Source organism: Spirillospora sp. NPDC052269 (assembly GCF_040679435.1).
GTDB lineage: Bacteria > Actinomycetota > Actinomycetes > Streptosporangiales > Streptosporangiaceae > Spirillospora.
Window position 1 is genome coordinate 175,021 of sequence record NZ_JBFAUU010000006.1, and the last position, 23,988, is coordinate 199,008.

At 73.4% G+C, this 23,988-nt stretch carries 24 protein-coding genes; 10 read left to right on the forward strand and 14 right to left on the reverse strand.

The window, feature by feature from the left end:
* Positions 1 to 8: 8 nt before the first annotated feature.
* Together AB0L06_RS14680 and AB0L06_RS14685 are read right to left on the reverse strand one after the other, a co-directional pair.
* Entirely contained in the window at positions 9 to 521 is a 513-nt protein-coding gene (locus AB0L06_RS14680; RefSeq protein WP_500231488.1) for a hypothetical protein, read from the reverse strand.
* The gene (locus AB0L06_RS14685) at positions 518 to 655 is read right to left on the reverse strand and encodes a hypothetical protein (RefSeq protein ID WP_500231489.1); all 138 of its coding nucleotides are present in this window, start codon (positions 653 to 655) and stop codon (positions 518 to 520) included. The genes AB0L06_RS14680 and AB0L06_RS14685 overlap by 4 nt, the downstream gene beginning before the upstream one ends.
* 224 nt (positions 656 to 879) lie before the next feature.
* On the opposite strand from AB0L06_RS14685, the gene AB0L06_RS14690 reads away from it, so the two are divergent.
* Positions 880 to 1,848, forward strand: a complete 969-nt coding sequence (locus tag AB0L06_RS14690) for an ATP-binding protein (protein WP_500231490.1) — start codon at positions 880 to 882, stop codon at positions 1,846 to 1,848.
* Positions 1,849 to 1,976: 128 nt separating this feature from the next.
* Here AB0L06_RS14690 and AB0L06_RS14695 read toward each other — a convergent pair whose 3' ends face one another.
* Positions 1,977 to 2,363, reverse strand: a complete 387-nt coding sequence (locus AB0L06_RS14695; RefSeq protein ID WP_500231491.1) for an SCO5389 family protein — start codon at positions 2,361 to 2,363, stop codon at positions 1,977 to 1,979.
* A 236-nt stretch (positions 2,364 to 2,599) separates the two neighbouring features.
* Between AB0L06_RS14695 and AB0L06_RS14700 the strand changes: the two genes are divergently transcribed.
* A complete protein-coding gene (locus AB0L06_RS14700) occupies positions 2,600 to 4,282 on the forward strand; it encodes an AMP-binding protein (RefSeq protein WP_500231492.1) in 1,683 nt (560 codons plus the stop codon).
* On the opposite strand, the gene AB0L06_RS14705 is transcribed toward AB0L06_RS14700, so the two are convergent.
* A complete protein-coding gene (locus AB0L06_RS14705; protein ID WP_500231493.1) occupies positions 4,242 to 5,345 on the reverse strand; it encodes a GNAT family N-acetyltransferase in 1,104 nt (367 codons plus the stop codon). The two genes, AB0L06_RS14700 and AB0L06_RS14705, sit on opposite strands and share 41 nt — an antisense overlap.
* A gap of 31 nt (positions 5,346 to 5,376) precedes the next feature.
* Here AB0L06_RS14705 and AB0L06_RS14710 point away from each other — a divergent pair, with 31 nt between their 5' ends.
* Positions 5,377 to 5,856, forward strand: a complete 480-nt coding sequence (locus tag AB0L06_RS14710) for a MarR family winged helix-turn-helix transcriptional regulator (RefSeq protein WP_500231494.1) — start codon at positions 5,377 to 5,379, stop codon at positions 5,854 to 5,856.
* Between the two features lie 50 nt (positions 5,857 to 5,906).
* Here the strand turns inward: AB0L06_RS14710 and AB0L06_RS14715 are convergent, their stop codons facing one another.
* Genes AB0L06_RS14715 through AB0L06_RS14730 form a run of 4 tightly spaced genes read right to left on the reverse strand, consistent with a single transcriptional unit; the run spans position 5,907 to position 9,799 of the window.
* On the reverse strand, positions 5,907 to 6,851 hold the full coding sequence (locus tag AB0L06_RS14715) for an ABC transporter substrate-binding protein (RefSeq protein WP_500231495.1): 945 nt from the start codon (positions 6,849 to 6,851) through the stop codon (positions 5,907 to 5,909).
* A gap of 17 nt (positions 6,852 to 6,868) precedes the next feature.
* The gene (locus AB0L06_RS14720; RefSeq protein ID WP_500231496.1) at positions 6,869 to 7,723 is read right to left on the reverse strand and encodes an ABC transporter ATP-binding protein; all 855 of its coding nucleotides are present in this window, start codon (positions 7,721 to 7,723) and stop codon (positions 6,869 to 6,871) included.
* On the reverse strand, positions 7,720 to 8,757 hold the full coding sequence (locus AB0L06_RS14725) for a FecCD family ABC transporter permease (protein WP_500231497.1): 1,038 nt from the start codon (positions 8,755 to 8,757) through the stop codon (positions 7,720 to 7,722). The genes AB0L06_RS14720 and AB0L06_RS14725 overlap by 4 nt, the downstream gene beginning before the upstream one ends.
* Before the next feature lie 46 nt (positions 8,758 to 8,803).
* On the reverse strand, positions 8,804 to 9,799 hold the full coding sequence (locus AB0L06_RS14730) for a FecCD family ABC transporter permease (protein WP_500231498.1): 996 nt from the start codon (positions 9,797 to 9,799) through the stop codon (positions 8,804 to 8,806).
* A 181-nt stretch (positions 9,800 to 9,980) separates the two neighbouring features.
* Between AB0L06_RS14730 and AB0L06_RS14735 the strand changes: the two genes are divergently transcribed.
* The 5 genes from AB0L06_RS14735 (at position 9,981) to AB0L06_RS14755 (ending at position 15,188) form a co-directional block, all read left to right on the forward strand.
* On the forward strand, positions 9,981 to 10,802 hold the full coding sequence (locus AB0L06_RS14735) for an NUDIX hydrolase (RefSeq protein WP_500231499.1): 822 nt from the start codon (positions 9,981 to 9,983) through the stop codon (positions 10,800 to 10,802).
* Entirely contained in the window at positions 10,799 to 11,851 is a 1,053-nt protein-coding gene (locus AB0L06_RS14740; protein WP_500231500.1) for a serine/threonine-protein kinase, read from the forward strand. Before AB0L06_RS14735 ends, AB0L06_RS14740 begins: the two co-directional genes overlap by 4 nt.
* Complete coding sequence (locus AB0L06_RS14745; protein ID WP_500231501.1) at positions 11,844 to 12,818, forward strand: hypothetical protein; 975 nt, start codon at positions 11,844 to 11,846, stop codon at positions 12,816 to 12,818. The genes AB0L06_RS14740 and AB0L06_RS14745 overlap by 8 nt, the downstream gene beginning before the upstream one ends.
* On the forward strand, positions 12,818 to 14,173 hold the full coding sequence (locus tag AB0L06_RS14750) for an adenylosuccinate synthetase (RefSeq protein ID WP_500231502.1): 1,356 nt from the start codon (positions 12,818 to 12,820) through the stop codon (positions 14,171 to 14,173). The genes AB0L06_RS14745 and AB0L06_RS14750 overlap by 1 nt, the downstream gene beginning before the upstream one ends.
* Positions 14,174 to 14,285: 112 nt before the next feature.
* On the forward strand, positions 14,286 to 15,188 hold the full coding sequence (locus AB0L06_RS14755) for a neutral zinc metallopeptidase (RefSeq protein WP_500231503.1): 903 nt from the start codon (positions 14,286 to 14,288) through the stop codon (positions 15,186 to 15,188).
* 6 nt (positions 15,189 to 15,194) lie between these two features.
* Here the strand turns inward: AB0L06_RS14755 and AB0L06_RS14760 are convergent, their stop codons facing one another.
* A complete protein-coding gene (locus AB0L06_RS14760) occupies positions 15,195 to 15,581 on the reverse strand; it encodes a DUF7715 family protein (protein ID WP_500231504.1) in 387 nt (128 codons plus the stop codon).
* 189 nt (positions 15,582 to 15,770) lie between these two features.
* On the opposite strand from AB0L06_RS14760, the gene AB0L06_RS14765 reads away from it, so the two are divergent.
* Positions 15,771 to 17,444, forward strand: coding sequence for a translation initiation factor IF-2 (locus AB0L06_RS14765; protein WP_500231505.1), 1,674 nt, complete (start codon positions 15,771 to 15,773; stop codon positions 17,442 to 17,444).
* A 9-nt stretch (positions 17,445 to 17,453) separates the two neighbouring features.
* On the opposite strand, the gene AB0L06_RS14770 is transcribed toward AB0L06_RS14765, so the two are convergent.
* Together AB0L06_RS14770 and AB0L06_RS14775 are read right to left on the reverse strand one after the other, a co-directional pair.
* Positions 17,454 to 19,541 (reverse strand): hypothetical protein, encoded by a 2,088-nt coding sequence (locus tag AB0L06_RS14770; protein WP_500231506.1) that lies wholly within the window; start codon positions 19,539 to 19,541, stop codon positions 17,454 to 17,456.
* A gap of 80 nt (positions 19,542 to 19,621) precedes the next feature.
* Positions 19,622 to 21,016, reverse strand: coding sequence for an MFS transporter (locus tag AB0L06_RS14775; RefSeq protein ID WP_500231507.1), 1,395 nt, complete (start codon positions 21,014 to 21,016; stop codon positions 19,622 to 19,624).
* A 132-nt stretch (positions 21,017 to 21,148) separates the two neighbouring features.
* Between AB0L06_RS14775 and AB0L06_RS14780 the strand changes: the two genes are divergently transcribed.
* Positions 21,149 to 21,724 (forward strand): TetR/AcrR family transcriptional regulator, encoded by a 576-nt coding sequence (locus AB0L06_RS14780; RefSeq protein WP_500231508.1) that lies wholly within the window; start codon positions 21,149 to 21,151, stop codon positions 21,722 to 21,724.
* Position 21,725: 1 nt separating this feature from the next.
* Here the strand turns inward: AB0L06_RS14780 and AB0L06_RS14785 are convergent, their stop codons facing one another.
* The 3 genes from AB0L06_RS14785 to AB0L06_RS14795 form a co-directional block, all read right to left on the reverse strand.
* Complete coding sequence (locus AB0L06_RS14785; protein WP_500231509.1) at positions 21,726 to 22,181, reverse strand: hypothetical protein; 456 nt, start codon at positions 22,179 to 22,181, stop codon at positions 21,726 to 21,728.
* A 3-nt stretch (positions 22,182 to 22,184) separates the two neighbouring features.
* A complete protein-coding gene (locus AB0L06_RS14790; RefSeq protein WP_500231510.1) occupies positions 22,185 to 23,042 on the reverse strand; it encodes an ABC transporter permease in 858 nt (285 codons plus the stop codon).
* The coding region (locus AB0L06_RS14795; protein ID WP_500231511.1) for an ABC transporter ATP-binding protein at positions 23,039 to 23,988 on the reverse strand (950 nt) is incomplete at its 5' end. The genes AB0L06_RS14795 and AB0L06_RS14790, both read right to left, overlap by 4 nt.

The window sequence follows — 23,988 nt, forward strand, 5'->3', positions numbered from 1 at the left end:
GTCTCGGTTCAGCCGTGGCGGTGGCGGCGGACGGCGTAGGCGACGGTGACCGCGGCCAGGAGAGGGCCCCAGGCCACGAGCGGCACGTAACAGAGGTACAGGATGACCCGCTTGGCGCCCTGCGGGGTCTCCGGGTCCGAGCCGTCGAAGCCGAACAGCAGCTGGGTCCAGATCACCATCAGGGCCACCGCGCCGAGTGCGGCCGGGATGATCGCCGCCAGGGGGTGGACGCGGCGTCCCCGCAGGAACGGGATCCAGCGCGGCCAGACCTCGCCCCACGGCCGGACGAGGCCCATGCTCAGGAACGCCAGCGTCTCGGACAGCAGCGTCAGCGCGCAGACGTAGCCGAGCAGGGAGGAGAAGTCGATGCGGTGCGGATCGAGGCTGCCGGTGAATCCGGCCGGCAACCTCAGCGCGAACAGGATCCGCCAGATTCCGGACGGGAGGGCGCACCAGATCGTCGCCTGAGCCGCCCACTCGGCCCAGCGCGGCACCGGTCCTCGCGTGGTCACCACGGTCATCGCACACCTCCGACAGCGGCCGGGGCGGCGGACGGAGACGGATCCTCGTCGGACCCCGTGGCCAGCAGGGCGCCGGCGATGACGGCGGTCAGCAGCGCGACCACGAGCAGCTTGATCTTCAACTTCGGTGTCACGACAGAAAGATCTCGTTCAGGCGGGATGCGGCGCTTCCCCCGCGGGACCGAACAGGGTCGTCCTCGCGGGGGAATCTGCGGGGCGCCCCCTCCCCCCATCTGGCAAAACGTGCGATCAGGGACGGATCGGCATGGTCCGCGGTTCGGCAGCGCGGGGGCGGGCGGGGGTGTCAGACTCAATGCCTGCGGAAACGGTTTTCAGTTTCAGAACGGGGGCATCGATCGTGAAGGTCGCGTTCGTCGGCAAGGGTGGGAGCGGCAAGACGACCACCTCTTCGCTCTTCATCCGCCACCTCGCCGCCGAGAGGGCGCCGGTCGTCGCGATCGACGCGGACATCAACCAGCATCTCGGGGTCGCGCTCGGGATGTCGGAGGAGCAGTCCGCCGAGGTTCCGGCGCTCGGCGCGCACCTGACGGAGATCAAGGAGTACCTGCGGGGCGACAACCCGCGGATCGCGTCGGCGGAGGAGATGGTCAAGACGACCCCGCCCGGACGCGGGTCGCGGCTGCTGCGGTTCGACGGGCACGACCCCGTCCACGCGCTGTCGCGGCAGGTGGACGGCGTCACGTTCATGGCGACCGGGCCGTTCGACGAGGACGACCTGGGCGTGTCGTGCTACCACGGCAAGACCGGCGCCATGGAGATGTACCTCAACCACCTGGTGGACGGTCCGGGCGAGTACGTCGTCGCGGACATGACGGCGGGCGCGGACACGTTCGCGTCGGGCCTGTTCACCCGGTTCGACGTCCTGTTCCTGGTGGTCGAGCCGACGCGGAAGGGTGTCGCGGTCTACCGGCAGTACACGGGCCACGCGTCCGAGTTCGGCGTCCGGATCGTGGTGGTCGGGAACAAGGTCCAGACGGACGAGGACGAGGCGTACCTGCGCCAGCACGTCGGGTCCGACCTGCTGGCGGTCATCGGGCACCAGCCCGCGGTGCGGGCGATGGAGCAGGGCCGCCCGTTCGAGCTGGACTCGCTGGACGACGCCGCGCGCAAGACGCTGAGGCGCCTCCAGGACGAGGTGGACGCCCAGCCGAAGGACTGGGCCAGGTACCAGCGCCAGGCCAACGAGTTCCACGTGAGGAACGCCGAGGGCTGGGCGAACAAGGCGGTCGGCGTCGACCTCACACGGCAGATCGACCCCGGCTTCGTCCTCGGGCCGGACGCACCGGACGCGCCCGCCGGCGCCTGAGTCGGAGCGCACCAGGACCTGGATCGCGGAAACCCCGTGGTCCAGGCGCGACGAGGCCCCCACGATCAGGGCGGAACGTGGGGGCCTCGTTCGTGCCGACCGGCGATCACGTCTCAGAGTCGTGCCGGTCAGCAGTTCAGCAGCGTCGGGTCCTGGTTGAGCAGTTGCGCCTCGGGCGAGACGAACCGCTGGTAGGCGGCCTCCGCGTCCTTCTTGAACACGGCGGGCTTGCAGCAGTTCTGGAACGCCAGCCGCACACCGAAGTGCTCCTGGATCGCGTTCCGCATGGAGTCGCTGGAGAACATGCGGAACATCTGCCCCCATTCCTCCTCGGTCTCGGGGACGAGCGTGTTCTGGACGCTCTCCGCGTCCGTGCTCTTCATCTCCTCCACCAGCCGCGTCACCATGGCCCAGGCGAACGGCAGCGAGTCGGCGACGCACTTGATGAACTCGTCCTGCCCGACCTTGCCGGACTCGGCCTTGGCGAGAAGCTCGGGCGATACGTTGAGCGACATGTCGCACCTCCGCCTTGGACGCTAGGCAGGCTGTCACTGTCCGTCCATCCCCGGTCGCACAGAACTATCCGAAGGGACAGGCGCGGGGTACGCGGAGGACTGCGTGATGTGGCGGTAGGTCTTCATTCCGGGGTCCGGTATCGCCCTCTGCCGGGTGTCAACGTTCACCTGTGGTCACTCGAACGCGAGTTGGCCGAACTCCGTCCGGAACCGTGCGGGCGGGGGAAGGGGAACGCATGCAGGGGGACGGTGACGGCGTGGGCCGGACGGGCTCCGAGCGGGGACTCGAGGGGTTGATGGCTTCGCTGCGTCCGGCGGCGGCCCGGTCCGCGGACCACTACGCCGACGGCTGGTGGCGGAAGGAGACGTTCGTCGACGATCTGCGGGCGACGGCGTCGTCCGATCCCGGCCGGACGGTCTTCATCAACTGGCGCCGGGACCTGGGGCACGAGGTCGTCGTGACGTACGGCGAGCTCGCGGAGCATGTGCGGCGGCTGTCGGCGGGGCTGCGGGGGCTCGGGTTGCGGCGCGGTGACGCCGTGGCGTTCCAGTTCCCGAACTGGTGGGAGGCGGCGGCGCTGCTCCTCGCGTGCATGGACGCCGGACTCGTCGCCGTGCCGGTCCTGATCACGCTGGGCGGACGCGAGGTCGAGCGCGTCCTGTCCGGGACCGGGGCGAGGGCGTGCGTGGTCCTCGACGAGTGGGAGGGCGCCCGGCCCGACCGGATGCTGGCCGGCCTGGACGCGCGGCTGCCGCGGCTCGAGCACCGGATCGTGTTCGGCGACGCGGCGGCGACCGGCGCCGTCGCGTTCGCGGACCTGCTCGCCCACGACCCGTCCGCTTCGGACGAGGGTTCACCGCGCGGGCCGGACGAGCTGTCGATCGTGCTGTTCACGTCCGGGACGACGGGCGAGATGAAGGGCGTCCTGCACACCGCCAACACGCAGTACGCGTCGCTCCGGGCGATGCGCGTGAACGACGGGCCGGAGCGCCGGCTGGCCTCCATGGCCAACCTGATCCACGGGGCGGCGATGCTGATCAACATCCTGCGTCCGATCACCGACGGCCGCTCTTCGGTGTTCGCCGACACGCGCGACGCGGACGTGTGGCTGGGCCTGCTCGCCCGCCACCGAATCACCTTCCTGCTCGGATCCCCGCCGGGACTGCGGTCGCTCGTCGAGGCCCAGCAGCGTGAACGCCGGTCCCTGCCCGCGTTGGAGACGGTCACCAGCACCGGGGCTCCGTTTCCGGCCGCCTACGTCGAACCGGTCCGGGAGTGGCTGTGCGAGCGTCTGCGGAACACCTACGGGATGACCGAGATCGGCTTCTTCTCCGCGACCGCGCCGGACGACCCGCCTGAGCTGGCCGGACGCAGCATCGGCCGTCCCGCTCCCGGGTTCGCGTCGCGCCTGGTGCCGGACGAGTCGTCGGACGGCGGCGACGTGTTCCGCCTTCACGTGCGCGGGCCGTCGGTGTGCCTGGGGACGTTCCGGCTGTCCGACCGGCGCATCGCGTGGGATCCGGCGGACACCGGCGGCTGGTACGACACCGGCGACCTCGTCCGCGAGGACGGGCACGGCGGCCTGCAGTACCTCTTCCGGGTCGCCGACCGGATCGGGAGTCCGCTGCCGATCCCGGTCCTGGAGGTCGAGGACGAGCTGCTGCGCCATCCGTCCGTCGCGGACGTCGCGATCGTCGGGTTCCCCGACCCGGACGACGGGACCGAGACCGTGTGCGCGGTCGTCGTCGCGGACGGCGAGGCGCCCACGCTGGAGAGCCTGCGGCGGCACCTGCTCGAGACCGGCATGACCGAGTGGTACCTGCCGACCCGGCTCGAACAGGTCGATGTGCTCCCCCGCAACCACATGGGCAAGGTGCTCAAGCACCGGCTCCGCGACCGCTTCCTCGGCCGGGAGTGATCTCGAGGTCCTTCGTGAGGCGGACGGTCCCGTCGGTGGAGACCGCCGGCTGGAGGCGGTAGCCCTGGCGCTGGTAGAGGGCGATGTTGCCCTCGCTCTTCGCGCCGGTGAAGAGCAGGATGCGGCGGGCGTCCCGGGTCGCCGAGGCCTCGGCGGTCTCCAGGAGCCATCGGCCCAGGCCACGTCCTCGCAGGTCGGGGACGACGGCCAGGCGGCCGAGGTGGTGGTCGGTCTCGTCCGGGCGGGTCCGGACCATGCCGAGGAGCCGTCCGTCCAGCCAGAGGCCCGTGGTGTCCCAGGTCGCGAGCCACTCGCGCACGTCGTCCGGCGTCTCGTGCAGCGCCGGGATGTCGAGGGTGTCGTTGACGATGGCCTCGTCCATCCAGCAGGCCCGCTGGAGGACGGTGACCTCGGGCGCGTCGTCCGGGGTGAGCCGCCTCGCGTAGGAGCCCGGCAGGGGGCCGGGCACGGTTCCGGGGCGGGCGCGGTCGCGCATGGGACGCAGGGCGTGGGCGAGTCGGGTCAGTTCGTCCAGGAGTTCCGTGGCGGCGGCGTCGCGGGCGGTGTCCGGGCGCAGGCGGCCGTCTTCGACGGCTTCGGCGATGCGGATCGCAACCGTCGCGCCCAGCGGGACCATGCGGAGGGTGGTCACGACCTGCTTGGAGTGCTGGACGGATCGGGTGCCCGCCGACGTGTTGCCGTAGCTGACGAAGCCGATCGGCTTCCACGCCCACTCGGAGCCGAGGAAGTCGAGGGCGTTCTTCAGGGTCGCGGGCATGCCGTAGTTGTACTCGGGGGTGACCGCGACGAAGCCGTCGGCGGCGTCCGCGATCGCGCTCCAGCGGCGGGTGTGCTCCTGCCGGTAGATGCCGGAGGAGGGGTGTTCCTCCTCGTCCAGGAAGGGCAGGTCCAGGTCGCCGAGCGCGAGCGGGACGAGTTCGACGCCCAGTTCCGCGGCGTGCGGGGTGAGCGCGTCGACCAGCCATCGGCCGACGGCGGGGCCGAGGGCGCCGGGGCGGGTGCTGCACATCAGGACGAGGACGCGGAGCTTGTTTGTTTCCATGTAAACGAACGGTACGTGCTAGTTTGATGACATGTCAACGAAATCCTCGGACGAGGGCGTGCGCTGGCTGGACGCGGGCGAGGAGCGGGCCTGGCGGGCCTTCCGGCGCGTCCTGGTCGCCGTCCAGTCCGGGACGGCCCGCGACCTGGCCGCGATCGGCCTGTCCGAGCCCGACTACGAGGTGCTGAGCACGCTGTCGGAGCGTCCGGACAGCACCAGCACGCTGGGCGAACAGGCCGACAAGATGGGCTGGTCGCGCAGCCGGCTGTCCCGGCACGCGACCCGCATGGAGGCCCGCGGCCTGCTGCGGCGCGAACCGGATCCGTCCGACGGCCGGGGGTGCCTGCTCGTCCTCACCCCGCAGGGGCTGGACGCGCTGGAGAACGCCGCGCCCGCGCACGTCGCGTCCGTGCGACACCACTTCATCGACCGCCTCGGCCCGGACGACCTCGCCGCGCTCGAGCGCATCGCCGAACGAGTGGAACGCCCTCCGGCCGAAAGCTCGAAGTAGCACGAAGGCCCGGACGACCTTGTGGAGTCGTCCGGGCCGTTCGCGTGGGGTTACTTCTTGGTGAGGGGGCCGAGGTCGGCCGTGAGGTCGTCGAGGATCTTGCCGGCGGCGGTGACGCCGATGCCGGTCATCCAGATCTCGTCGTCGACGACCTTGGTGTGGCCGGCCTTGACGGCGGAGAGGCGCTGCCAGAGGGGGCCCGTCGTGGTCTTGGCCTGCGCGTCGGCGGCCTTGGCGCCGTAGGCGGCGACGAAGACGAAGTCGCCGTCGGCCTGGTCGACGCGCTCGGGGCTCAGGGGCGCGAAACGCTTGTCGGCCTTGTCCTTGAGCATCTGCGCGTCCGGACGGGACAGGCCGGTGTCGCGCAGGACGATCCCGGAGAACGAGTCCGGGCCGTACTGGCGGATCTCGTCCGGCATGAAGCGGATGACGCTGACCTTCAGCTTCGCCGGGTCGCCGAACGACCTGCCGACCTGGCGGGCGCGGTCCTCGTAGGCCTTGAGCTTCTGCTCGCCCTCGGACTTCTTGCCGACGGCCTCGGCGTCCAGCAGGAAGTTCTGCTTCCAGGTGATGCCGACCTGGTCGGTGAAGACGGTCGGGGCGATCTTGCTGAGCTGGGAGTAGTACTTCTCCATCCGGAACTTCGAGCCGAGGATCAGGTCCGGCTTGAGCGCGGCGATCGCCTCGACGTCCGGCTGCTGGGTGGTGCCGACGCTCTTCACCTTGGCGAACCCGGCGCCGAGGTACTTGGGCATCCCGGCCTGCTGGTCGGGGACGGTCGCGCCGACCGGGGTGAGGCCGAGCGTGGCAAGGGTGTCGAGCTTGTCGGTGTCCAGCACCACGATCTTCTTGGGGTCGTCGGAGACCTTGGTCTCCCCCATCGCGTGCTTCACCAGGTGCGTCGCCCCGGACGCGGTCGAGTCGCCCGTTCCGCCGCACGCGCTCAGCGCCAGTGCCGCCGCGGCGACGACCGCGAATCCCTTCGTCATTCTCATTCGGGTGTCTCCTTCGTTCAGGCCGGGGCGTCCGGCACGACCATGGGCGCGCCCGTGACCGGGCAGGGGACGACCACGCCGCCGAGGCCGAACACCTCGGACAGGCACGCGGCGTCCATCACGTCGGCGGGGGCGCCCTGCCGCACGACCGCGCCGTCCTTCATGACGACCAGGTGGTCGGCGTACCGGCACGCCTGGTTCAGGTCATGCAGGACGGCCACGACCGTGTGGCCCCCGCGACGGTTGAGCCGCCGCAGCAGATCGAGGACCTCGATCTGGTGGGCGAGGTCGAGGTAGGTGGTCGGCTCGTCCAGCAGCAGGGCGTCGGTGTCCTGCGCGAGGGTGAGCGCGATCCAGACCCGCTGCCGCTGGCCGCCGGACAGCGCGTCCACCGGGCGGTCCCGCAGGCCGGTGAGGTCGGTGAGCGTCAGGGCGCGCTCGACGGCCTCGGTGTCGGAGGCGCTCCACTGCCGGAACCAGCGCTGGTGCGGCTGGCGTCCGCGCGCGACCAGGTCGGTGACCGTGAGGCCCTCGGGCGTGACGGGCGACTGCGGCAGGACGCCGAGGCGGCGGGCCAGCTCGCGGGTGTTGATGCCGTGCACGTCCGCGCCGTCGATGAGGGCCGAGCCGGAGCGCGGGGAGAGCAGCCGGGCGAGGGTGCGCAGCAGCGTCGACTTGCCGCACGCGTTCGGGCCGATGACCACGGTGAACGCGCCGCCGGGCAGCTCCAGGTCGAGACCGGACAGGATCGTCCGGTCGCCGTATCCGACGGTCAGGTCGCGCGCGGCGAGCGTGACCGCCGGACGGCCGGGCGCGGCGGGGGCCGGGGCCGCCTCGGAGGCGTCCGTCAGCGGTTCGGAGACGTCGGTCATCGGGTCTTCCTCCGGACGAGCAGCCAGAGCAGGTAGGGGCCGCCGAGCGTGGCGGTGAGGACGCCGACCGGCAGCTGGACGGGCGCGAACGCCGTCCGGGCGATCAGGTCGGCGACGACGGTGAGCAGCGCGCCGGTGAGGGCGGCGCACAGCAGCGGCGGGCGGTCCGCGCGGAGCAGGCGGCGGGCGAGCTGCGGCGCGGCGAGCGCGACGAAGTCGACGGCGCCCGCCTGGGACGTCGCGAGGGCGGCGAGGACGACGGCGACGAGGCCGAGCAGCAGGCGGCGCGGGCCGACGCGGACGCCGAGGCCGCGCGCGAGGTCGTCGTCCAGCCCGGCGGTGTCGAGCGCGCGTCCGGCCCAGAACAGCAGCGGCGACAGCACCAGCAGCGGGACGAGCAGGGTGAGCGTCTCGCGCTGGCCGAGCCCGGCGAGGCTGCCGGACAGCCAGACGCGGGCGCGTTCGCCGTCCGACGGGTCGGCGCCGACGATGAAGACCTCGGTGAGGGCCTTCAGGGCGAGCGCGACCGCGATGCCGGACAGCACGAAGCGGTTGGCGGTCAGGCCCGTCCGCCCGGCGAAGGCGAAGACCGCGACCGCGGCGGCGACGCCGCCGAGCAGCGCGGCCGGGCCGAGCCAGGCCGCGCCGAGGCCGGAGGTCATCACGGCGGTCGCGGCGAGGCCCGCGCCCTGCGTGACGCCCATGACGTCCGGCCCGGCGAGCGGGTTGCGGGTGACGGACTGGAGCAGCGCGCCGGACACGCCGAGCAGCGCGCCGACGGCGAGGCCGACCTCGACGCGCGGCAGCCGCAGGTCCTGGACGACCAGGGTCGCGGGGCCCTGCCCGGCGAGCGCGCTCAGCACGTCGGCGGGCGCGACGAAGGTGCTGCCGATCGCGAGCGAGGCCAGCGCGGCGACGGCGGTGAGGACGGCCAGGACGGTCCCGAAGACCAGCGCGCGGCGGCGGACGGTCACCGCGACCGGGCCGAGTCCGAGGACGAGCACGCCCGCGGCCGGGTGCCGGACGGCGGTCACGTGGTCACCTTCCAGGTCCGGTGCGCGAGGGGGCGGCGGGTGGCGGTCACGCGGTCACCGTCCGGGCCCGGCGGACGAGGACGAGGAGGAACGGGGCGCCGAGCAGGGCGGTGACGACGCCCGCGCGGACCTCGGCGGGCGGGGCGATGAGGCGGCCGATGACGTCGGCGGTGAGCAGGAGGGTGGGGCCGAGCAGGAGGGACACGGCGAGGGTCCAGCGGTGGTCGGCGCCCACGAGGGCGCGGGCGAGGTGGGGGACGGCGAGGCCGACGAAGCCGATGGGCCCGGCGGCGGCGACGGCCGCGCCGGTGAGCAGGATCGCCGCGACGGCGGCGGCGAGCCGGACGCGTCCGACGTTGCGGCCGAGGCCGCGGGCGACGTCGTCGCCGAGGGCGAGGGCGTCCAGGCCGCGGGCGGCGGCGAAGGCGACCGCCACGCCGGCCACGACGAACGGGATCACCCAGGTCGCGACCTCCGGCGGACGTCCGGCGAGCGCGCCGACCGCCCAGAACCGGAAGGTGTCGAAGGTCTGCTGGTTGACGGTCAGGACGCCGACGACGACGCCGGTGAGCGAGGCGTCCAGGGCCGTCCCGGCGAGGGCGAGGGTGACCGGGGACGCGCCGTCGCGGGTCCGCGCGGACAGGGCGTAGACGAACGCGCCCGCGACCGTCGCGCCGGCGACGCCGAACCACAGGTAGGACGGCAGGGACGTCAGCCCGAACACGCTGATCGCGATGACGACGCCCAGCGACGCGCCCGACGTGACGCCCATGATGCGGGGGTCGGCGAGCGGGTTGCGGGTGAGCGCCTGCATGAGCACGCCCGCGACGGCGAGCGCGGCGCCGGCGGCGAGGCCGACGACCGTGCGCGGCACGCGCAGCGAGCGGACGATGACGTCCTCGTCGGTGCCTCCGTGGTGGAGCAGCGCGTCCAGGACATGGCCTGGGGCGATCGCGCGGCTGCCGAGCGCGAGGCTCGCGAGGACGGCGACGAGCAGTGCGAGCGCGGAGACCGCGAGCACCGTCGTCCGCCTGCGGAGCATGCGTCACTCACCGCCGTTCGTGGGCTCAAGGATTCAGTTAGGTAAACCTAACCTAATTGACCTGGCCGATCGTAAGGCACGGCGGGCATTCCCCTCAAATCCCCCTGGACGAACCCTCCGACACGGGTTACGTTCTTCTCAGGTCGAGATTGACTCAGATAGAGAAGGACGGGCCCACGGGATGAACCAGCCGCCGCAGGACGAGGCCGCGTTCCTCGCCGCCTACGACCCGCGCGCCTACGACCCCGTCTCGGTGACGGTGGACGTCGTCGCGCTGACCATCCGGGACGGCGCGCTGAACGTGCTTCTGGTGCGGCGCGGGCATGCGCCCTTCATGGGGATGTGGGCGCTGCCGGGCGGATTCGTCCGGGGCGTGGTGGACGCCGAGGACCTGTCGCCCGCCGCGCGGCGCGAGCTGGCCGAGGAGACGGGGCTCGACCCGTCCCAGCCCGGCGGCCCGATGGAGCGGATGCACCTGGAGCAGCTCGCCACCTACGGCGCCCCGGGACGCGACCCCCGGATGCGCGTCATCTCCGTCGCGTACCTGGCCTTCGCGCCCGAACTGCCCGATCCGCACGCGGGCGGCGACGCCGCCGAGGCCGCCTGGGTCCCCGTGGACGGGCTGGGCCTCAGCGAGGCCGGGGCGCAGCACCCCGGCGTCACGCGCAAGCTCGCGTTCGACCACGCGCGGATCCTCGCGGACGGCCTGGAGCGGGCGCGCGGGAAGCTCGAGTACACGCCGCTCGCGACCGCGTTCTGCCCGCCCGAGTTCACCGTCCCCGAGCTGCGCGCCGTCTACGAGACGGTCTGGGGCGAGGAGCTCCACGCGGGCAACTTCCATCGGAAGGTGCTGTCGGTCCCGGGGTTCGTCGAGGCGACAGGAGGCACCGCCGACCGCGAGGGACGCCGCGGCGGCCCCAAGCCGAAGCTCTACCGCGCGGGCGACGCGCGGCTTCTGCACCCCGCTCTGCTGAGGCCCAGCCGGGAGGAGGAGATCAGATGACTTACGAGGAGGCCGTGGCGCTGGTGGAGCGCGCCGTCTCCCCCGCGGACCTGTTCGGCGAGGACGAGGCCGAGGCGGCGCGGCTGTTCCGGCGGCTGGCCCGGCTCGTCCACCCGGACGCCACGCCGGCCGGCTCGTCCCGGCACTTCGCCCGCCTGTCGGAGCTGTGGCACGCCTACAACGCGGCGAACACGCCGGTCTTCGAGGTCGGGTCGGACCGCTACCGGCTCGGCGAGACCATCGCCAGCGGCGACCTCGCGGAGCTGTACCTGGCCGAGCAGTACCGGTCCGAGAAGTACCGGTCCGAGCAGAACCCGGCCGACGACCGGGGACGGAGCGTGGTGCTCAAGATGCCGCGCGACCCGTCCGACAACGACCTCATGGCCCGCGAGGAGGAGGCGCTCGGGAAGCTGCGCCGCGACGGCGAGCCGAGGTTCCGCGTGTACGTCCCGGAGCTGGTCACGGCGTTCCGGCACCGCGATCCGGACACCGGGGAGACGCGCCGGGTCAACGTGCTCGTGCCGCTCGACGGGTTCGTCTCGTTCGCCGAGGTCCGCGCCGCCCATCCGGACGGGCTCGACCCGCGCGACGCGGCATGGATGTGGCGGCGGCTGCTGGTCGCGCTCGGCTACGCCCACCAGGCGGGGGTCGTGCACGGGGCCGTCCTGCCCGAGCACGTGCTCGTCCACCCGGAGAAGCACGGGCTGGTGCTCGCCGACTGGTGCTACTCGGTCACCCGTCCCGGCGGACGTGTCCCCGCGATGGTCGACCGGCACGACTCCCTGTACGCCCCCGAGATCCCCGCGCGCGAAGCGGCCGTCCCCGGGACGGACGTGTTCATGGCGTCGAAGTGCGTCGCCCGGCTCATGGGCGGCCGCGCGCCCGCCGCCCTGCGCGGCTTCATCTCCGGGTGCACCCTCCCCGCGCCGCACCGGCGTCCGCGCGACGCCTGGCGGCTGCTCGCCGAACTCGACGAGCTGCTCGGGCGGCTTTACGGCCGCCGCACCTTCCGCCCCTTCACCATGCCCTCAGGAGGACGACATGGGTAGTGGAGACTGGTCCACCGACGTCTACAGCGCCAACCGCGCCTACCAGAGCGCGAACAACATCAGCGCGTTCGCCTACAGCGACAGCGGCGCGACCTCCGTCCACGCCGACCTCGATCCGAAGAACGTCGCGCTGCGCGAGTCACGCGACTCCGACGAGCACCCCGAGTCGCTGGCGATCTCGGTCCTGTTCGACGTGACCGGCTCGATGGGGACGGTCCCGCGCACGCTCCAGACGCGGCTGCCCGACCTGCTCGGCCTGCTGCTGCGCAAGGGCTACGTCGCGAACCCGCAGATCATGTTCGGCGCGATCGGCGACGCGCACTGCGACCGCGCGCCGCTGCAGATCGGGCAGTTCGAGTCCGACAACCGGATGGACGACGACCTCGGCAAGTTCCTGCTCGAGGGCGGTGGCGGCGGCCAGATGAAGGAGTCGTACGAGCTGGCCATGTACTTCATGGCCCGGCACACCGCGATCGACTGCTACGAGAAGCGCGGCAGGCGCGGCTACCTGTTCATGATCGGCGACGAGCTCGCCTACCCGTCCGCCCGCAAGGAGCAGGTCCGCTCGCTGATCGGCGACGACCTCGGGGAGGACGTCCCGCTCGGCGGGCTCCTGGACGAGCTGCGCCGCGCCTGGGACGTGTACTTCATCATCCCCGCGGGGGCCTACCACACCTCCGACGACCGGCTGCGCGACTTCTGGCGCGAGCAGCTCGGGCAGAACGTGCTGTTCCTGGACGACCTGGACGCGGTCTGCGAGACGATCGCGCTCACCATCGGGCTCGGCGAGGACGCCATCGACCTCGACGAGGGCCTGGAGCACCTGGACGAGGCCGGATCGGATGCCGGGGAGGTCGTGTCGAAGGCGCTCACCCCGCTGCGGAGGACCCGGGGCACGGTCGCCGAGACCGGCACGCCGTCCGGACTGCGCGGCAAGGGACGCGACTCCCGGAACCGCCGGCTCTGATGCGGCATGCCATCGTCGTCGACCTCGGGTTCGGCGATGCCGGCAAGGGCACCGTGGTGGACCGGCTCTGCGCGCAGGCGGCGCGTGGCACAGGGGCCGGGCCGGTCCACACGGTCGTCCGTTTCAACGGCGGGGCCCAGGCCGCGCACAACGTCGTCGCGCCGGACGGACGGCACCACACGTTCGCGCAGTTCGGCTCCGGGACGTTCACTCCCGGCGTCCGGACGCACCTGTCGCGGTTCATGCTGGTCGACCCGCTGGCCCTGGCCGCCGAGCACGAGCACCTGCGCGCGCTCGGCGTCCGGGACGCCTTCGCCCGGCTGACCGTGGACCGGGACGCCCCGCTCACCACCCCGTACCACCGGGCCGCCAACCGCGCGCGGGAGACCGCCCGCGGCGCGGCCCGGCACGGGTCCTGCGGGATGGGCGTGGGCGAGACCGCCGCGTACGCCCTCGCCCACCCCGACCTCGCCCCGCGCGCCGGGGACTGCCTCGCGCCCGCGCGCCTGCGGCAGCGCTTGGCCGCCTTGCGCGACTGGTACCACGACACCTTCCCTGCGGGCGGGGTCTCTTCGGAGGTCGCGCCCGTCCCAGACGGCGAGCCCGTTCCGGATGTCGAGCTTGTTCCGGACGTCGACGACTGCGCGACGGCGTTCCTGGCGTTCGGGGCGAGCGTCCGGATCGTGGACGACCGGCACCTGCCGCGCGTCCTGCGCACGGGACGCGCGGTGTTCGAGGGCGCGCAGGGCGTCCTGCTGGACGAGTGGCACGGTTTCCACCCGTACACGACGTGGTCGACGACGACGTTCGCGAACGCGGAGACGCTTCTCGCGGAGGCGGGCGAACCAGGGTTTCGGCTGGGCGTTCTACGCGCCTACGCGACCCGGCACGGGCCCGGGCCGTTCGTGACCGAGGACCCGGCGCTCACCGCCGACCTGCCCGACCCGCACAACGGCGCCGGCCCGTGGCAGGGCTCGTTCCGCGTGGGCCACCTGGACACCGTGGCGCTCGACTACGCCGTCCGGGGCGCCGGAGGCGTGGACGGTCTCGCGCTCACTCACCTCGACATCGCTTCAACCCGTCCTGACCTGCACCTTTGTCGCGCCTACGAGATGGACGGCGGGATCGTGCGGCGGCTGCCGTTCGAGGCGGAGCACGACCTGGAGCGGCAGGGCGCGCTCACGGAACGGCTGCTCACGGCGCGTCCGGTGCTGGAACCGCTCGGCGATCCGGTGGACGCGGTCGAGGACGCGCTCGGCGCCCGGGTCGTCCTCCGGTCGCACGGCCCGACCGCGGACGACAAGACCACGACCGGAGCCCTTTTCGGAGAGCATGAATCCGAGCGGTCACTGTGACCGTTCGGGAAGAACCCGCCTACCTCGCCGTGACGCCCGTGATGCCGTGTCCGCGCCAGGGGCCGGGGTGACGTCGGATGGGTCCGTCACCCCCTGACCCCCTGGAGGCGGAGTGCCGCTCCCCCGACCGTCACGCGCGCGACTTCGCGGACCGCGGTCACTGACCGTCCTGGCGCTCGCCGCGTACGGCGTGGTGGCCGTTCCCGGGACGGCGTCCGCGTTCACCGTGACGCCGGGCGACGGGCCGGTCGTCCTGAGCCCCGGATCCCTCACGCCCGGCTCCCCCACGGGCGCGTTCCCGGTGTCGGCGCACGCCCCCGCGTCGGTGACCGTCCGCGTCTCCGGGACGACGTTCGCGTTCGGCTCCGGAATGCCCGTCCACGCGCTCGACACGAGCGCCTCCTTCGCACCCGACGATGCCGCCGAGGAGACCGTGTCCCTCCGACAGGCCTTCCAGCAGGCCCTTGAGCAGGACCTCCAGGACGCCCAGGATGTCGTGGACGGGTTCTGGCGGCGGCACTGGACGGAGATCTTCGGCGGACGCTACGCCCCGCCCGCCGTCCTCGGCCCGTACGACGGCGCGAACGCCGCGACGACCCCGCACTGCGGCGGTCACCCGCTCGAACGCGACAACGCGGCCTACTGCCCCGACGGCGACTACCTCGCCTGGGACGAGCACCTGATGCGCGACGGCTACGGGACGGGCGACGCCTGGGTGTTCATGGTCATCGCGCACGAGTGGGGGCACGCCGTCCAGCACCGGATGCCGTCCATGCTGGTCTCCGACCGCGGCGAGCTGCAGGCCGACTGCCTCGCGGGCGCCACGCTCTCGGGAGCGGCCCGGGACGGCGCGCTGCGCGCCGAGACCGGCGACCAGACCGAGATCGACGCCGCGTTCCGCCAGATCGGCGACGGCGCCCCGTGGACCCGTCCCGGCGACCACGGCACCGCCGCGCAGCGCATCGCCGAGTTCGCCCGAGGGGGCGCCCAGGGCGTCCGCGCCTGCCTGCCCTGACACGCCCTACGGCTGGACGACCTGGCGGACGACGATCTCGTCCAGGCGGCGTTCGACGATGGCGCCGACCGGCCAGTCGCGGACGAGCGTGCGCAGGCCCGCCGCGTCGTGCTCGGCGTGCGAGCCGTCGTAGCCCTGCTGCTCCAGGCTGCTGCGGATCGCCTCGACGTAGTCGGCCTCGGTGAAACCCGGGACCTCGCGGACCATGGCGGTGGTGGTGGCGCGGTGGGAGTTCAGCCCGGCGAACGCGCGGGCGCAGCCGCAGCCGCCGTCCGGGTCGCCGGCGTCGCGGTCGCAGATCACGCCGATGTGGACGAGTTCGCCCTCCACGCACCAGGCGAAGTCGTTGTCGCGGTAGCCCTGGGTGAGGTTGGTTGCGGTGAGCAGCTTCACTGGCCGAAACCCCTTCCGTGACGCGCCCACCGTACGACGCCGGTCGGACATTCCACCGCCCAACGTCCCCCTCCCGGCAGGGTTCCCAAACGTGATCGGGGCCTGTGGGACGGGACTCCGCCGGAAGCTGAACACCCTTGCCAAAACGCCCTTGAGGAGCACTCGCGACGCGCGGGTAGAGTGCGCCGGATGAGACGGGTGTTCGGCAGGCGGCCCGCCCCCGCCGCGCGGAACCCCCGTCGAGGGAGCGGTGCCGGACGCGGCGACGGGGTGTGGGACACGCATCGGCCGGAGCGGCGGGTGCTGGCCGTGGTGCGCAATCTCGCGTCCGCGACGCGGATGCTGGACGTCCTGCCGGTGTTCCACGGCGATCCGAGGATCGGCGTCGAGTTCACGGTCAGTGAGGGGTCCGCGTTCGACCGCGAGCTTCCGGGGCTGCTGCGTGACATCGACGCGCGGGTCGTGCCCTGGCGCGAGGCCGTCCACGGCGGATATGACCTGACGCTCGCGACGTCCGCGAACGGAGGCCTGCACCGGCTGGGCCGGCGGCTCGTGGTGATGCCGCACGGCGCCGGCCACAACCGGCTCGTCGAGGCGGCGAGCGGCAGCGCGGACGTGGCGTCCGGGCTGGCCGCCGCGCAGCTCATGCGTCGCGGACGCGTCGTCCCGGCGAAGATCGTCCTCGCTCACGAGGAGCAGCTGGCGCGGCTGCGGGAGAGCTGCCCGCCCGCCGCGCGGATCGCGGTGGTCGCCGGGGATCCGTGCTTCGACCGGATGACGGCGAGCCTTCCGCTGCGCGACCGGTTCCGGCGCGCGCTCGGCGTCCGGCGGGGGCAGCGGCTGGTGGTGCTGTCGTCCACGTGGAACGGCGGGTCGCTGTTCGGCCGGATGCCGCACCTGCTCGCGCGCCTGACCGCCGAGCTGCCGGTGGACGGGTTCCGCGTCGCGATGGCGCTGCACCCGAACGTGTGGGACCGGCACGGCGCGTACCAGATCGAGGGCTGGCTGGCCGAGGCGCTGAACGCGGGTCTGCTGCTCGTCCCGCCGCGGGACGGCTGGCGCGCGGCGCTCGTCGCGGCGGACGCCGTCGTCGGCGACCACGGCTCGGTCACCTACTACGCGGCGGCGCTGGGCCGTCCCACGCTGCTCGCCGCGTTCGCCGACGCCGAGGTCGACCCGGCGTCCCCGATGGCGGAGCTCGGACGCGTCCTGCCGAGGTTCCGGCCGTCCGAGGGGGTGCGCGGCCAGCTGGAGAAGCTGACCGTCCCGCTGGACGTGCCCGACGCGATCGGCATGCGCGGGCAGGCGGCGGCGAACCTGCGCGAGCTGCTGTACGAGCTGATGTCCCTGGATCCGCCCGCGAACCCGGCCCGGCTGCGTCCCGTCCCGCCGCCCGAGCCGCGCGGCCCGCGTGCCGTGACCGCGCTGAACGTCCAGGGCGAGGTGCGGGACGACCGCATCCGGCTCGATCGGTACCCGGCCGTCCTCGACGACCACGCGCCGGACCTGCTGGACGACCCGCACCTCGTCGTCGACGAAGGCGAGGCCGACGAGCGCCTGCTCACCTCGGCGGACGTCTTCGTCCGCGCCGACCCGCCCGAGGATCCGGAGGCGTGGGCCGGGGACGTCCTCGCCCGCCACCGGGGCGCCGAGATCGCCGCGGCGGCCCTGGACGACGGCGCGACACTGGTCGTGCTGCGCGACGGAACGCGCGCCCGCCTCGAAGGCGCGGACGCGTCGCTGTGCGCCTCGGCGGCCTACCTGCTGCTCGTGTCAGGGCGTCCGCTCGCCGGGTCGTTCACCGTCTCGGCGGGGCCGCGAGAATTCCGCCTCCACGTCACCCCCCCCCCCGACACGAAATAGGGGTTGTCGTTAGGCCTCCGGCTCCGGGCGGCGCAGCGCCTTCACCCGCCGCAGGTATCCGGCCGCCTTCTCCTCGTCCTCGGTCGCCTCGGCGAGCAGTTCCAGGGCGCGGGCCTCGCGCACGGGCATGTCCCGTGTCGCCAGGGTCGCGAGCGCCCGCGTCAGTTCCTCGGCCGCGTCTCCGGGCCGTCCGAGCGCGAGGTACGCCTCGCCCAGCCGGGTGCGGATCTTCGCGGCGGTCAGCGGATCGGGCCCGCCTTCCTGCACCCGCAGGCTGAACTCGAGCTGCGTGACGGCCTCGGCGTGCCGTCCGGCGGCGATGAGGGCGCCGCTCAGCAGGTAGCCGTGCACCGCCACGCCGCGCGGATTGACCAGGGCGGCGTTGATGTCGCGCGACCGCCGGAAGGACGCGATGGCGGCCTCGTGGTAGCCCTGCCGCTGCCGGACGATCCCGACGGCCTCGATCACACCGGCCAGGACGCGTTGACGCAGCACGCCCCCCGCGAGGCTCCCCGGCTCCACGGCCACGATCGCGTCGCCGAACCCGGTCAACGCGGGGAGTTCGGCGATCGCATCGTCCAGCTTGCCGCCGCGAAGGAGCGCGCGGACGAGCAGCGTGTGCATGCGGGCCTCGGCCACGTCGTCGCCGAGCTCCCGGGCGGACGCGAGGCCGAGGCGGGCGATCTCCAGCTCGTCGACCGGGTGCGCGTGGCCGTCGTACAGCGCCCACAGGGACTCGGTGAAGCGCCACACCAGGTCGTCCCAGCGTTCGGCGGCGGCCGTCCGGACGACGGCGAGGATGTTCGCGTGCTCGCGTTCGAGCCACCCGAGGGCCTCGTCCCGCTTCACCGGCGGCTCGGGCGGCGCGGCGACCCGGAGCCGCTGCCCGAGGACGGCCCAGTCGCACGCCTGAACCTCCTTCAGGTACCAGGCCACGAAGCGTCGCCGCAGGTCACGGGACCCGTCCGCGACCGACTGCGCGTGCAGGCGGACGAGGTCGTGGAACCGGTACCGGTCCTCGCCCGCCTCCTCCAGGAGGCACGACTCCAGTAGGGCGTCCAGCGCGTCGTCCGCGCCCGCGTCCATGATGAGGTCGCACAGTTCGGCGGAGAAGTCGGGGCCGGGGAACGCGCCGAGGCCGCGGTAGAGGGCGGCGGCCCCGGGCGGGAGGTCGGCGTAGGCGGCGTCGAACACGGCTTCCACCACGGGCTTCCCCTCTGCGGTCAGCTTGGCGAGCCGCCGCTCCTTGTCGGCCAGGTCCGCCGACAGCCTGCCGATGCCCTGCCTGCGCCGGGTCGCCAGGCGCGCTCCGCAGACGCGGAGCGCGATCGGCAGGCCGCCGCAGATCCGGGCGAGTTCCGCCGCCGCGCCGGGTTCGCGCGTGACGCGCTGGTCGGCGACCATCCGCTCGATGAGGCGGCCGCCCTCCGCCTCGTCCAGGGGGCCGAGGTCGAGCGGGACCGCGCCGCGCATGACCAGGCCGGTGAGGCGACGGCGGCTGACCGCGACGACGACGCTGCCCGGCGCGCCCGGCAGGAGCGACTCGACCTGCCCGGCGTGGGCGACGTTGTCCAGCAGGATGAGCATCGGGGAACGGCCGTCGGTGAGCGTCCGGAACAGCGCGGTGCGCGCCTCGAGGCCGGGGTCGATCCACTCCTCGCGGGCGCCGAGCGCGCGCAGGAACCCGCCGAGCACGTCGGCGACGTCCGTGCCGCCGCCATGGCCGAGCCGGGCGAGGTCGGCGTAGAGCTGCCCGCCGCCGAACCGGTCACGCGCCCGGTGCGCCCAGTGGACGCCGAGGCCGGTCTTCCCGACCCCGCCGATGCCGCTGACGACCACGACCGCCGGGCCGCCCGGCCGGGACGACGCCGCCGACTCCAGCAGCGCCAGTTCCTTCACCCGGTTGACGAACTCGCCGGACTCGGCCGGGATCTGGCGCGGGACGACCGACACCGGCTGCGCGACGGGCGGCAGGTTCGCGGTGACCGTGCCGGCTTGGACGACCACGCCCGCGACCGCGTTGTGCATCGTGTTGACCGCCGCGTCGGCCGCTGCTCTGGTCACAGCGTCCGGTTTGACGTCGTCCCCGTCCGGCATCAGCGCGCCACCCCGTGTGCTCGGCCTCACTGGTCGCGCCGAATCTACGGGAGGCCCGCGATCGTCACCAGCCCCCGCGCTCACTCACGCGCACGCGGACCGAACCAGGACACGAGCTGGATCGCGATGGCCAGGACGAGCCCGGCGGACGACCACGCGAACACCCCGGAGACGGCCTCCTTGGCGTGGGTGAACGGGATGAGCAGCACGGCGAGGCCGAGCGAGCCGCCGATGGTCAGGGCGGTCTGGAGGACGCCCGCCGCGACCCCCGCGTACTCGGGCGGCGCGGTGGTCAGGATGATCATGTTCATCGGGATGATCGCGACGCCGACGCCCACGCCCATCAGGACGAGCGCGGGCAGGACGTCCGCCGTGTAGCCGCTGGTGGCGTCCAGGCGGGTCAGCCACAGCACGCCCGCGAGGAGGACGACGAGCCCGGCCGGGGCCCGCACCTTCATGTCGATCTTGGCGACGTGCCGGGTGAGCAGCTGCGTGGTGGCGAGCACCGCGACGCCGTAGGGCAGCATCGCGACGCCGCTCCTCAGCGCGTTCATGTGCCGGACGTTCTGGAGGTACAGGACGAGGTAGACGAGGAATCCGGTCAGGACGGCCGCGAGCAGCAGCAGGCTGAGCACGGCTCCGGCCCGGTTCCGGTCGGCGAAGAGGGCGACGGGCAGGAGCGGTTCGTCCGTCCGGCGGTCGAGGACGAACAGGGCCGTCCAGAGCGCGGCGGACGCGGCGAGCGTGGTCAGGGTCAGCGCGTCGCCCCAGCCCTTCTCGGCGGCGTGGACGAGCGTGAACACGGCGGTGGTGAGCGCGCCGGTGACCAGAACGGCGGACGGAACGCCGAGCGCGCGCGACCGGACGCCCTCGTCCCGGACGCCCAGCACCCGCACGGCCACCGCCAACAGGGCGAGCCCGACCGGGACGTTCGCCAGCAGGCTCCAGCGCCAGTCGCCCATCCAGGTCAGGACGCCTCCGACGACCATCCCGGCGGACGCGCCGAGCCCGCTGACCGTCGAGTACAGGCCGAACGCGCGCTGCTGCCGCGCGCCCTCGAAGAGGGTGGCGAGCAGGGCGAGACCGGTCGGCCCCGCGAGCGCCGCGCCCGCGCCCTGGAGGACCCGGCCGGTCAGCAGGACGGGCAGGTTCGGCGCGAGCCCGGCGACGAGGGACGCGACCACCACGAGGCCGATCCCGGAAAGGAACACGCGCCGGTGCCCGAGGACGTCGCCGAGCCGTCCGGCGAGGAGCAGCAGGCCGCCGAAGGCGAGGAGGAACCCGTTCGGGACCCAGGACGCCGAGGCCGTCGTGAGGCCCAGGTCGTCCTTGAGGGTCGGCAGTGCCACGTTCACGATCGTGCCGTCCAGCTGGAGCATGAACTCCGCGCCGACGATCGCGACCAGGACCGGCGCCCACGCGCGGTCCCGGACGCCTCCGGCGGGGACCGCGTCCCGCACCGTCTCCGTGCTCATCGACCCTCCAAAAGGGTGAGGATGCCTCAGGTTAGAAGTGCCGACAGAACCTGAGGCGGGCTCGACTTGAAGGCCCCCAGCTAAGCTGAGGTATCCTCAGCTTGTCAATCCGCCATCGTGGAGGAGCGAGCCTTGCCCCACCCGCACATCGCGCGGCGTCCGAAGCGCGCGGACGGCCAGCGCAACTACGACGCGATCCTCGGCGCCGCGCGCCGGGCGTTCGAGCGGGACGGCTCCGAGGCGTCCCTGGAGGACGTCGCGGCCAGCGCGGGCGTCGCGATCGGCACGCTGTACCGGCACTTCCCCAGCCGCGCTTCCCTGGTGGAGGCCACGACCCGGGACGGCCTGGTGCTGCTGGTCACGCGCGCCGAGGAGCTGTCCGCGGGTGACGATCCCCTGGCCGCGCTGACCGCCTGGATGGACGACGCCGTGCGGCACTTCAGCACGTTCCGCGGGCTCGTCGGCATCCTGACGCAGAGCTGGTACGACGAGGGCACGCCGTCCCACACCATGTGCGACGCGATGCACGACAGCGGGGCCGAGCTGCTGCGCGCGGCCCAGGCGGCGGGGCGGGTCCGCGCCGACCTGACCCCGGAGGAGCTGTTCGACCTGCTGCTCGCCGCCGCCTGGCTGCGCGAGAACGCCACGCCCGACCGCGACGGCAGCGCGCGCCTGCTGACCCATGCCCTCGAGGGCATCGTCCTTTAGTTCAGGAGACGTCGAAGCAGCCGTCGAAGCGCCAGAGCGGGTTGGTGACGGTCGCGCCGTCCGCGGCGGTGAGGGTGGGCGTGCCGTTCAAGTCGGACGGGCCGTCGCCGTCGGCGGTGTAGCAGCCGTTCGGCTGGACGTGCAGCTGGTAGTTCGCGGTCGCGGTGACGGCCGGGCCCGCGTTGAACCAGGACAGCGTGCACGTCCAGTCGTCCCCCGCGCCCTTGGTGGACGCGTTGGGCCCGGTCCCCCGGGCGCAGTCGGCGCGGGCCTTGACCGCGGCCGCGGCCACCTTGCGTCCCCGCAACTGCTGCTGCAGGACGTAGAGGTTCGCGAACGTGGGGGCGACGGCGGCGTTCACCCGGTCGCGGTTGACGGCCGTGGTGTCGCATCCGGCGAGAGCGGGCAGCGGCACGACGGCGACCAGCGCGAGGACGAGGACCTTGATGCGGCGCACGGGTCAACCTCCGGTGATGTCGCGGCGGCGGAGCAGGGCGTACGCGCCGCCGACGCACAGGAGCAGGTAGGCCGCGCTGACGAGCGCTCCCCAGAGCAGCGGGCCGCGGAAGGACGGGTCGGCGAACAGTCCGTGCCAGGCGCCGAACGGGGTGCTGAGCAGCAGTGTCCGGACGGGGACGGGGAGGTCGACCATCGCGCCGAGCTGCATCACCAGGCCGATCACGACCGGGCCGCCGATGCCGAGCGCGCCGTTGCGGCCCGCGACCGACAGCAGCAGGCCGATGCCGGTGAAGCCGAGCACCGGCGGCAGCGCCGAGGCCCAGCCCGCCAGGACGAGCGCGGTGGCGTGACCGGGCGCGATCAGCGTCCCGGACAGCCCGACCAGCGGTTGGCGGCCGACGACCAGCACGCCCGCGAGCAGGCTGGACGCCCCCAGCAGGACGGTCACCGCCACGGCGTAGGTCAGCGCGGCGAGCGTCTTGCCCGCGAAGACCTGCGCGCGGCTGCGGGACCGGGTCAGGATCGTCCGCCAGGTGCCGTGCCGGTCCTCGCAGGCGAAGATGTCCCCGGCGACGACGCTGGTCAGCGCGGGCAGCGCCCACTGCCCGGCGAAGCCGAGCACCACCAGCGGGACGGCGAAGCCGCTGTCGTGCACCCACCGGCCGAACAGGGTGTCCTGCGGCGTCGTGGACTGCACCTCCAGCGCCGCCGCGAACAGGAACGGCGCGACGACGCAGGCGAGCGCGACCAGCCGCGTCCGGACCTGCCGGACGAGCTTCGCCGTCTCCCACCGGTACACGACCAGCGTCCCGCCGCGCGCCGCGACGGGGCTGACCGGACGGGTGTCGAGTGTGGTCATGCGGGGACCTTCTCGGGGGTCGGGGCGCCCGCCGCCGGTGCGCCGCCCGTGAGGTCGAAGAACAGCGAGGTCAGCGCGGACGTCCGGAGGGTCAGGCTGCGGACGGGGATCCCGGCGCGGCCGAGGTCGACGACGTAGTCGTCCAGGCGGTCGCGGGTCGCGCGCACCGACAGCGGGCCGTCGCCGTCCCTCGAGACCTCCAGCCCGGACGAGCCGGACGCGACGCCGAGGGCGGCGTCGTCGTCACCGGTGGTCAGGCGGAACTCGGGGGCGGGCGCGCGTTCGCGCAGCTCGGCCATCGTCCCGTCGAACACGGCCGTGCCCGCGTTCATGATCGTGACGTCGTCGCAGAGATCCTCGATCTCGTCCATGTCGTGGCTGCTCAGCAGGACCGCGACGCCGTCGGCGGCGAGCCGCCGGACGAGGTCCGCGACGTCCCGCATGCCCGCCGGGTCGAGGCCGCTGGTCGGCTCGTCCAGGATCAGCAGGCGCGGGGCGCGCAGCAGCGACGCGGCGATGCCGAGCCGCTGCCGCATGCCGACCGAGTAGCCGCCGACCCTGGCCCTCGCCGCGTCGCCCAGCCCGGACGTCGCCAGCGCCGCCGCGATCCGGTCGCGGGCGTCGCCGCCGTCCAGCCCGGCGAGCAGTTCGAGGTTCGCGCGGCCGGTCATGTACGGGTAGAAGCGCGGGGCCTCGACGAACCCGGCGACGCCGTCGAGGGCGCGGGCGCCGTCGCCGGCGTGCGTCCGGCCGAACAGCCGGAGCGTCCCGGCGTCCGGGCGGACGAGGCCGAGCAGCATCGACAGCAGCGTCGTCTTCCCGGCGCCGTTCGGCCCGGCGAGGCCGTGCACCCGGCCGGGCCCGACCGTGAGGTCGACCCTGGCGGGCCGTCCTCGGCGGCTCGATCGGCAATCTCGTCGAGTGGTACGACTGGTTCGTCTACGCC

Bases quoted from the DNA above. Each gene is read 5' to 3' on its own strand.
- AB0L06_RS14680 (WP_500231488.1), bottom strand. From the start codon at position 521: ATGACCGTGGTGACCACGCGAGGACCGGTGCCGCGCTGGGCCGAGTGG.
- AB0L06_RS14695 (WP_500231491.1), bottom strand. From the start codon at position 2,363: ATGTCGCTCAACGTATCGCCCGAGCTTCTCGCCAAGGCCGAGTCCGGC.
- AB0L06_RS14700 (WP_500231492.1), top strand. From the start codon at position 2,600: ATGCAGGGGGACGGTGACGGCGTGGGCCGGACGGGCTCCGAGCGGGGA.
- AB0L06_RS14705 (WP_500231493.1), bottom strand. From the start codon at position 5,345: ATGGAAACAAACAAGCTCCGCGTCCTCGTCCTGATGTGCAGCACCCGC.
- AB0L06_RS14710 (WP_500231494.1), top strand. From the start codon at position 5,377: ATGTCAACGAAATCCTCGGACGAGGGCGTGCGCTGGCTGGACGCGGGC.
- AB0L06_RS14715 (WP_500231495.1), bottom strand. From the start codon at position 6,851: ATGAGAATGACGAAGGGATTCGCGGTCGTCGCCGCGGCGGCACTGGCG.
- AB0L06_RS14720 (WP_500231496.1), bottom strand. From the start codon at position 7,723: ATGACCGACGTCTCCGAACCGCTGACGGACGCCTCCGAGGCGGCCCCG.
- AB0L06_RS14730 (WP_500231498.1), bottom strand. From the start codon at position 9,799: ATGCTCCGCAGGCGGACGACGGTGCTCGCGGTCTCCGCGCTCGCACTG.
- AB0L06_RS14735 (WP_500231499.1), top strand. From the start codon at position 9,981: ATGAACCAGCCGCCGCAGGACGAGGCCGCGTTCCTCGCCGCCTACGAC.
- AB0L06_RS14740 (WP_500231500.1), top strand. From the start codon at position 10,799: ATGACTTACGAGGAGGCCGTGGCGCTGGTGGAGCGCGCCGTCTCCCCC.
- AB0L06_RS14745 (WP_500231501.1), top strand. From the start codon at position 11,844: ATGGGTAGTGGAGACTGGTCCACCGACGTCTACAGCGCCAACCGCGCC.
- AB0L06_RS14750 (WP_500231502.1), top strand. From the start codon at position 12,818: ATGCGGCATGCCATCGTCGTCGACCTCGGGTTCGGCGATGCCGGCAAG.
- AB0L06_RS14765 (WP_500231505.1), top strand. From the start codon at position 15,771: ATGAGACGGGTGTTCGGCAGGCGGCCCGCCCCCGCCGCGCGGAACCCC.
- AB0L06_RS14770 (WP_500231506.1), bottom strand. From the start codon at position 19,541: ATGCCGGACGGGGACGACGTCAAACCGGACGCTGTGACCAGAGCAGCG.
- AB0L06_RS14775 (WP_500231507.1), bottom strand. From the start codon at position 21,016: ATGAGCACGGAGACGGTGCGGGACGCGGTCCCCGCCGGAGGCGTCCGG.
- AB0L06_RS14790 (WP_500231510.1), bottom strand. From the start codon at position 23,042: ATGACCACACTCGACACCCGTCCGGTCAGCCCCGTCGCGGCGCGCGGC.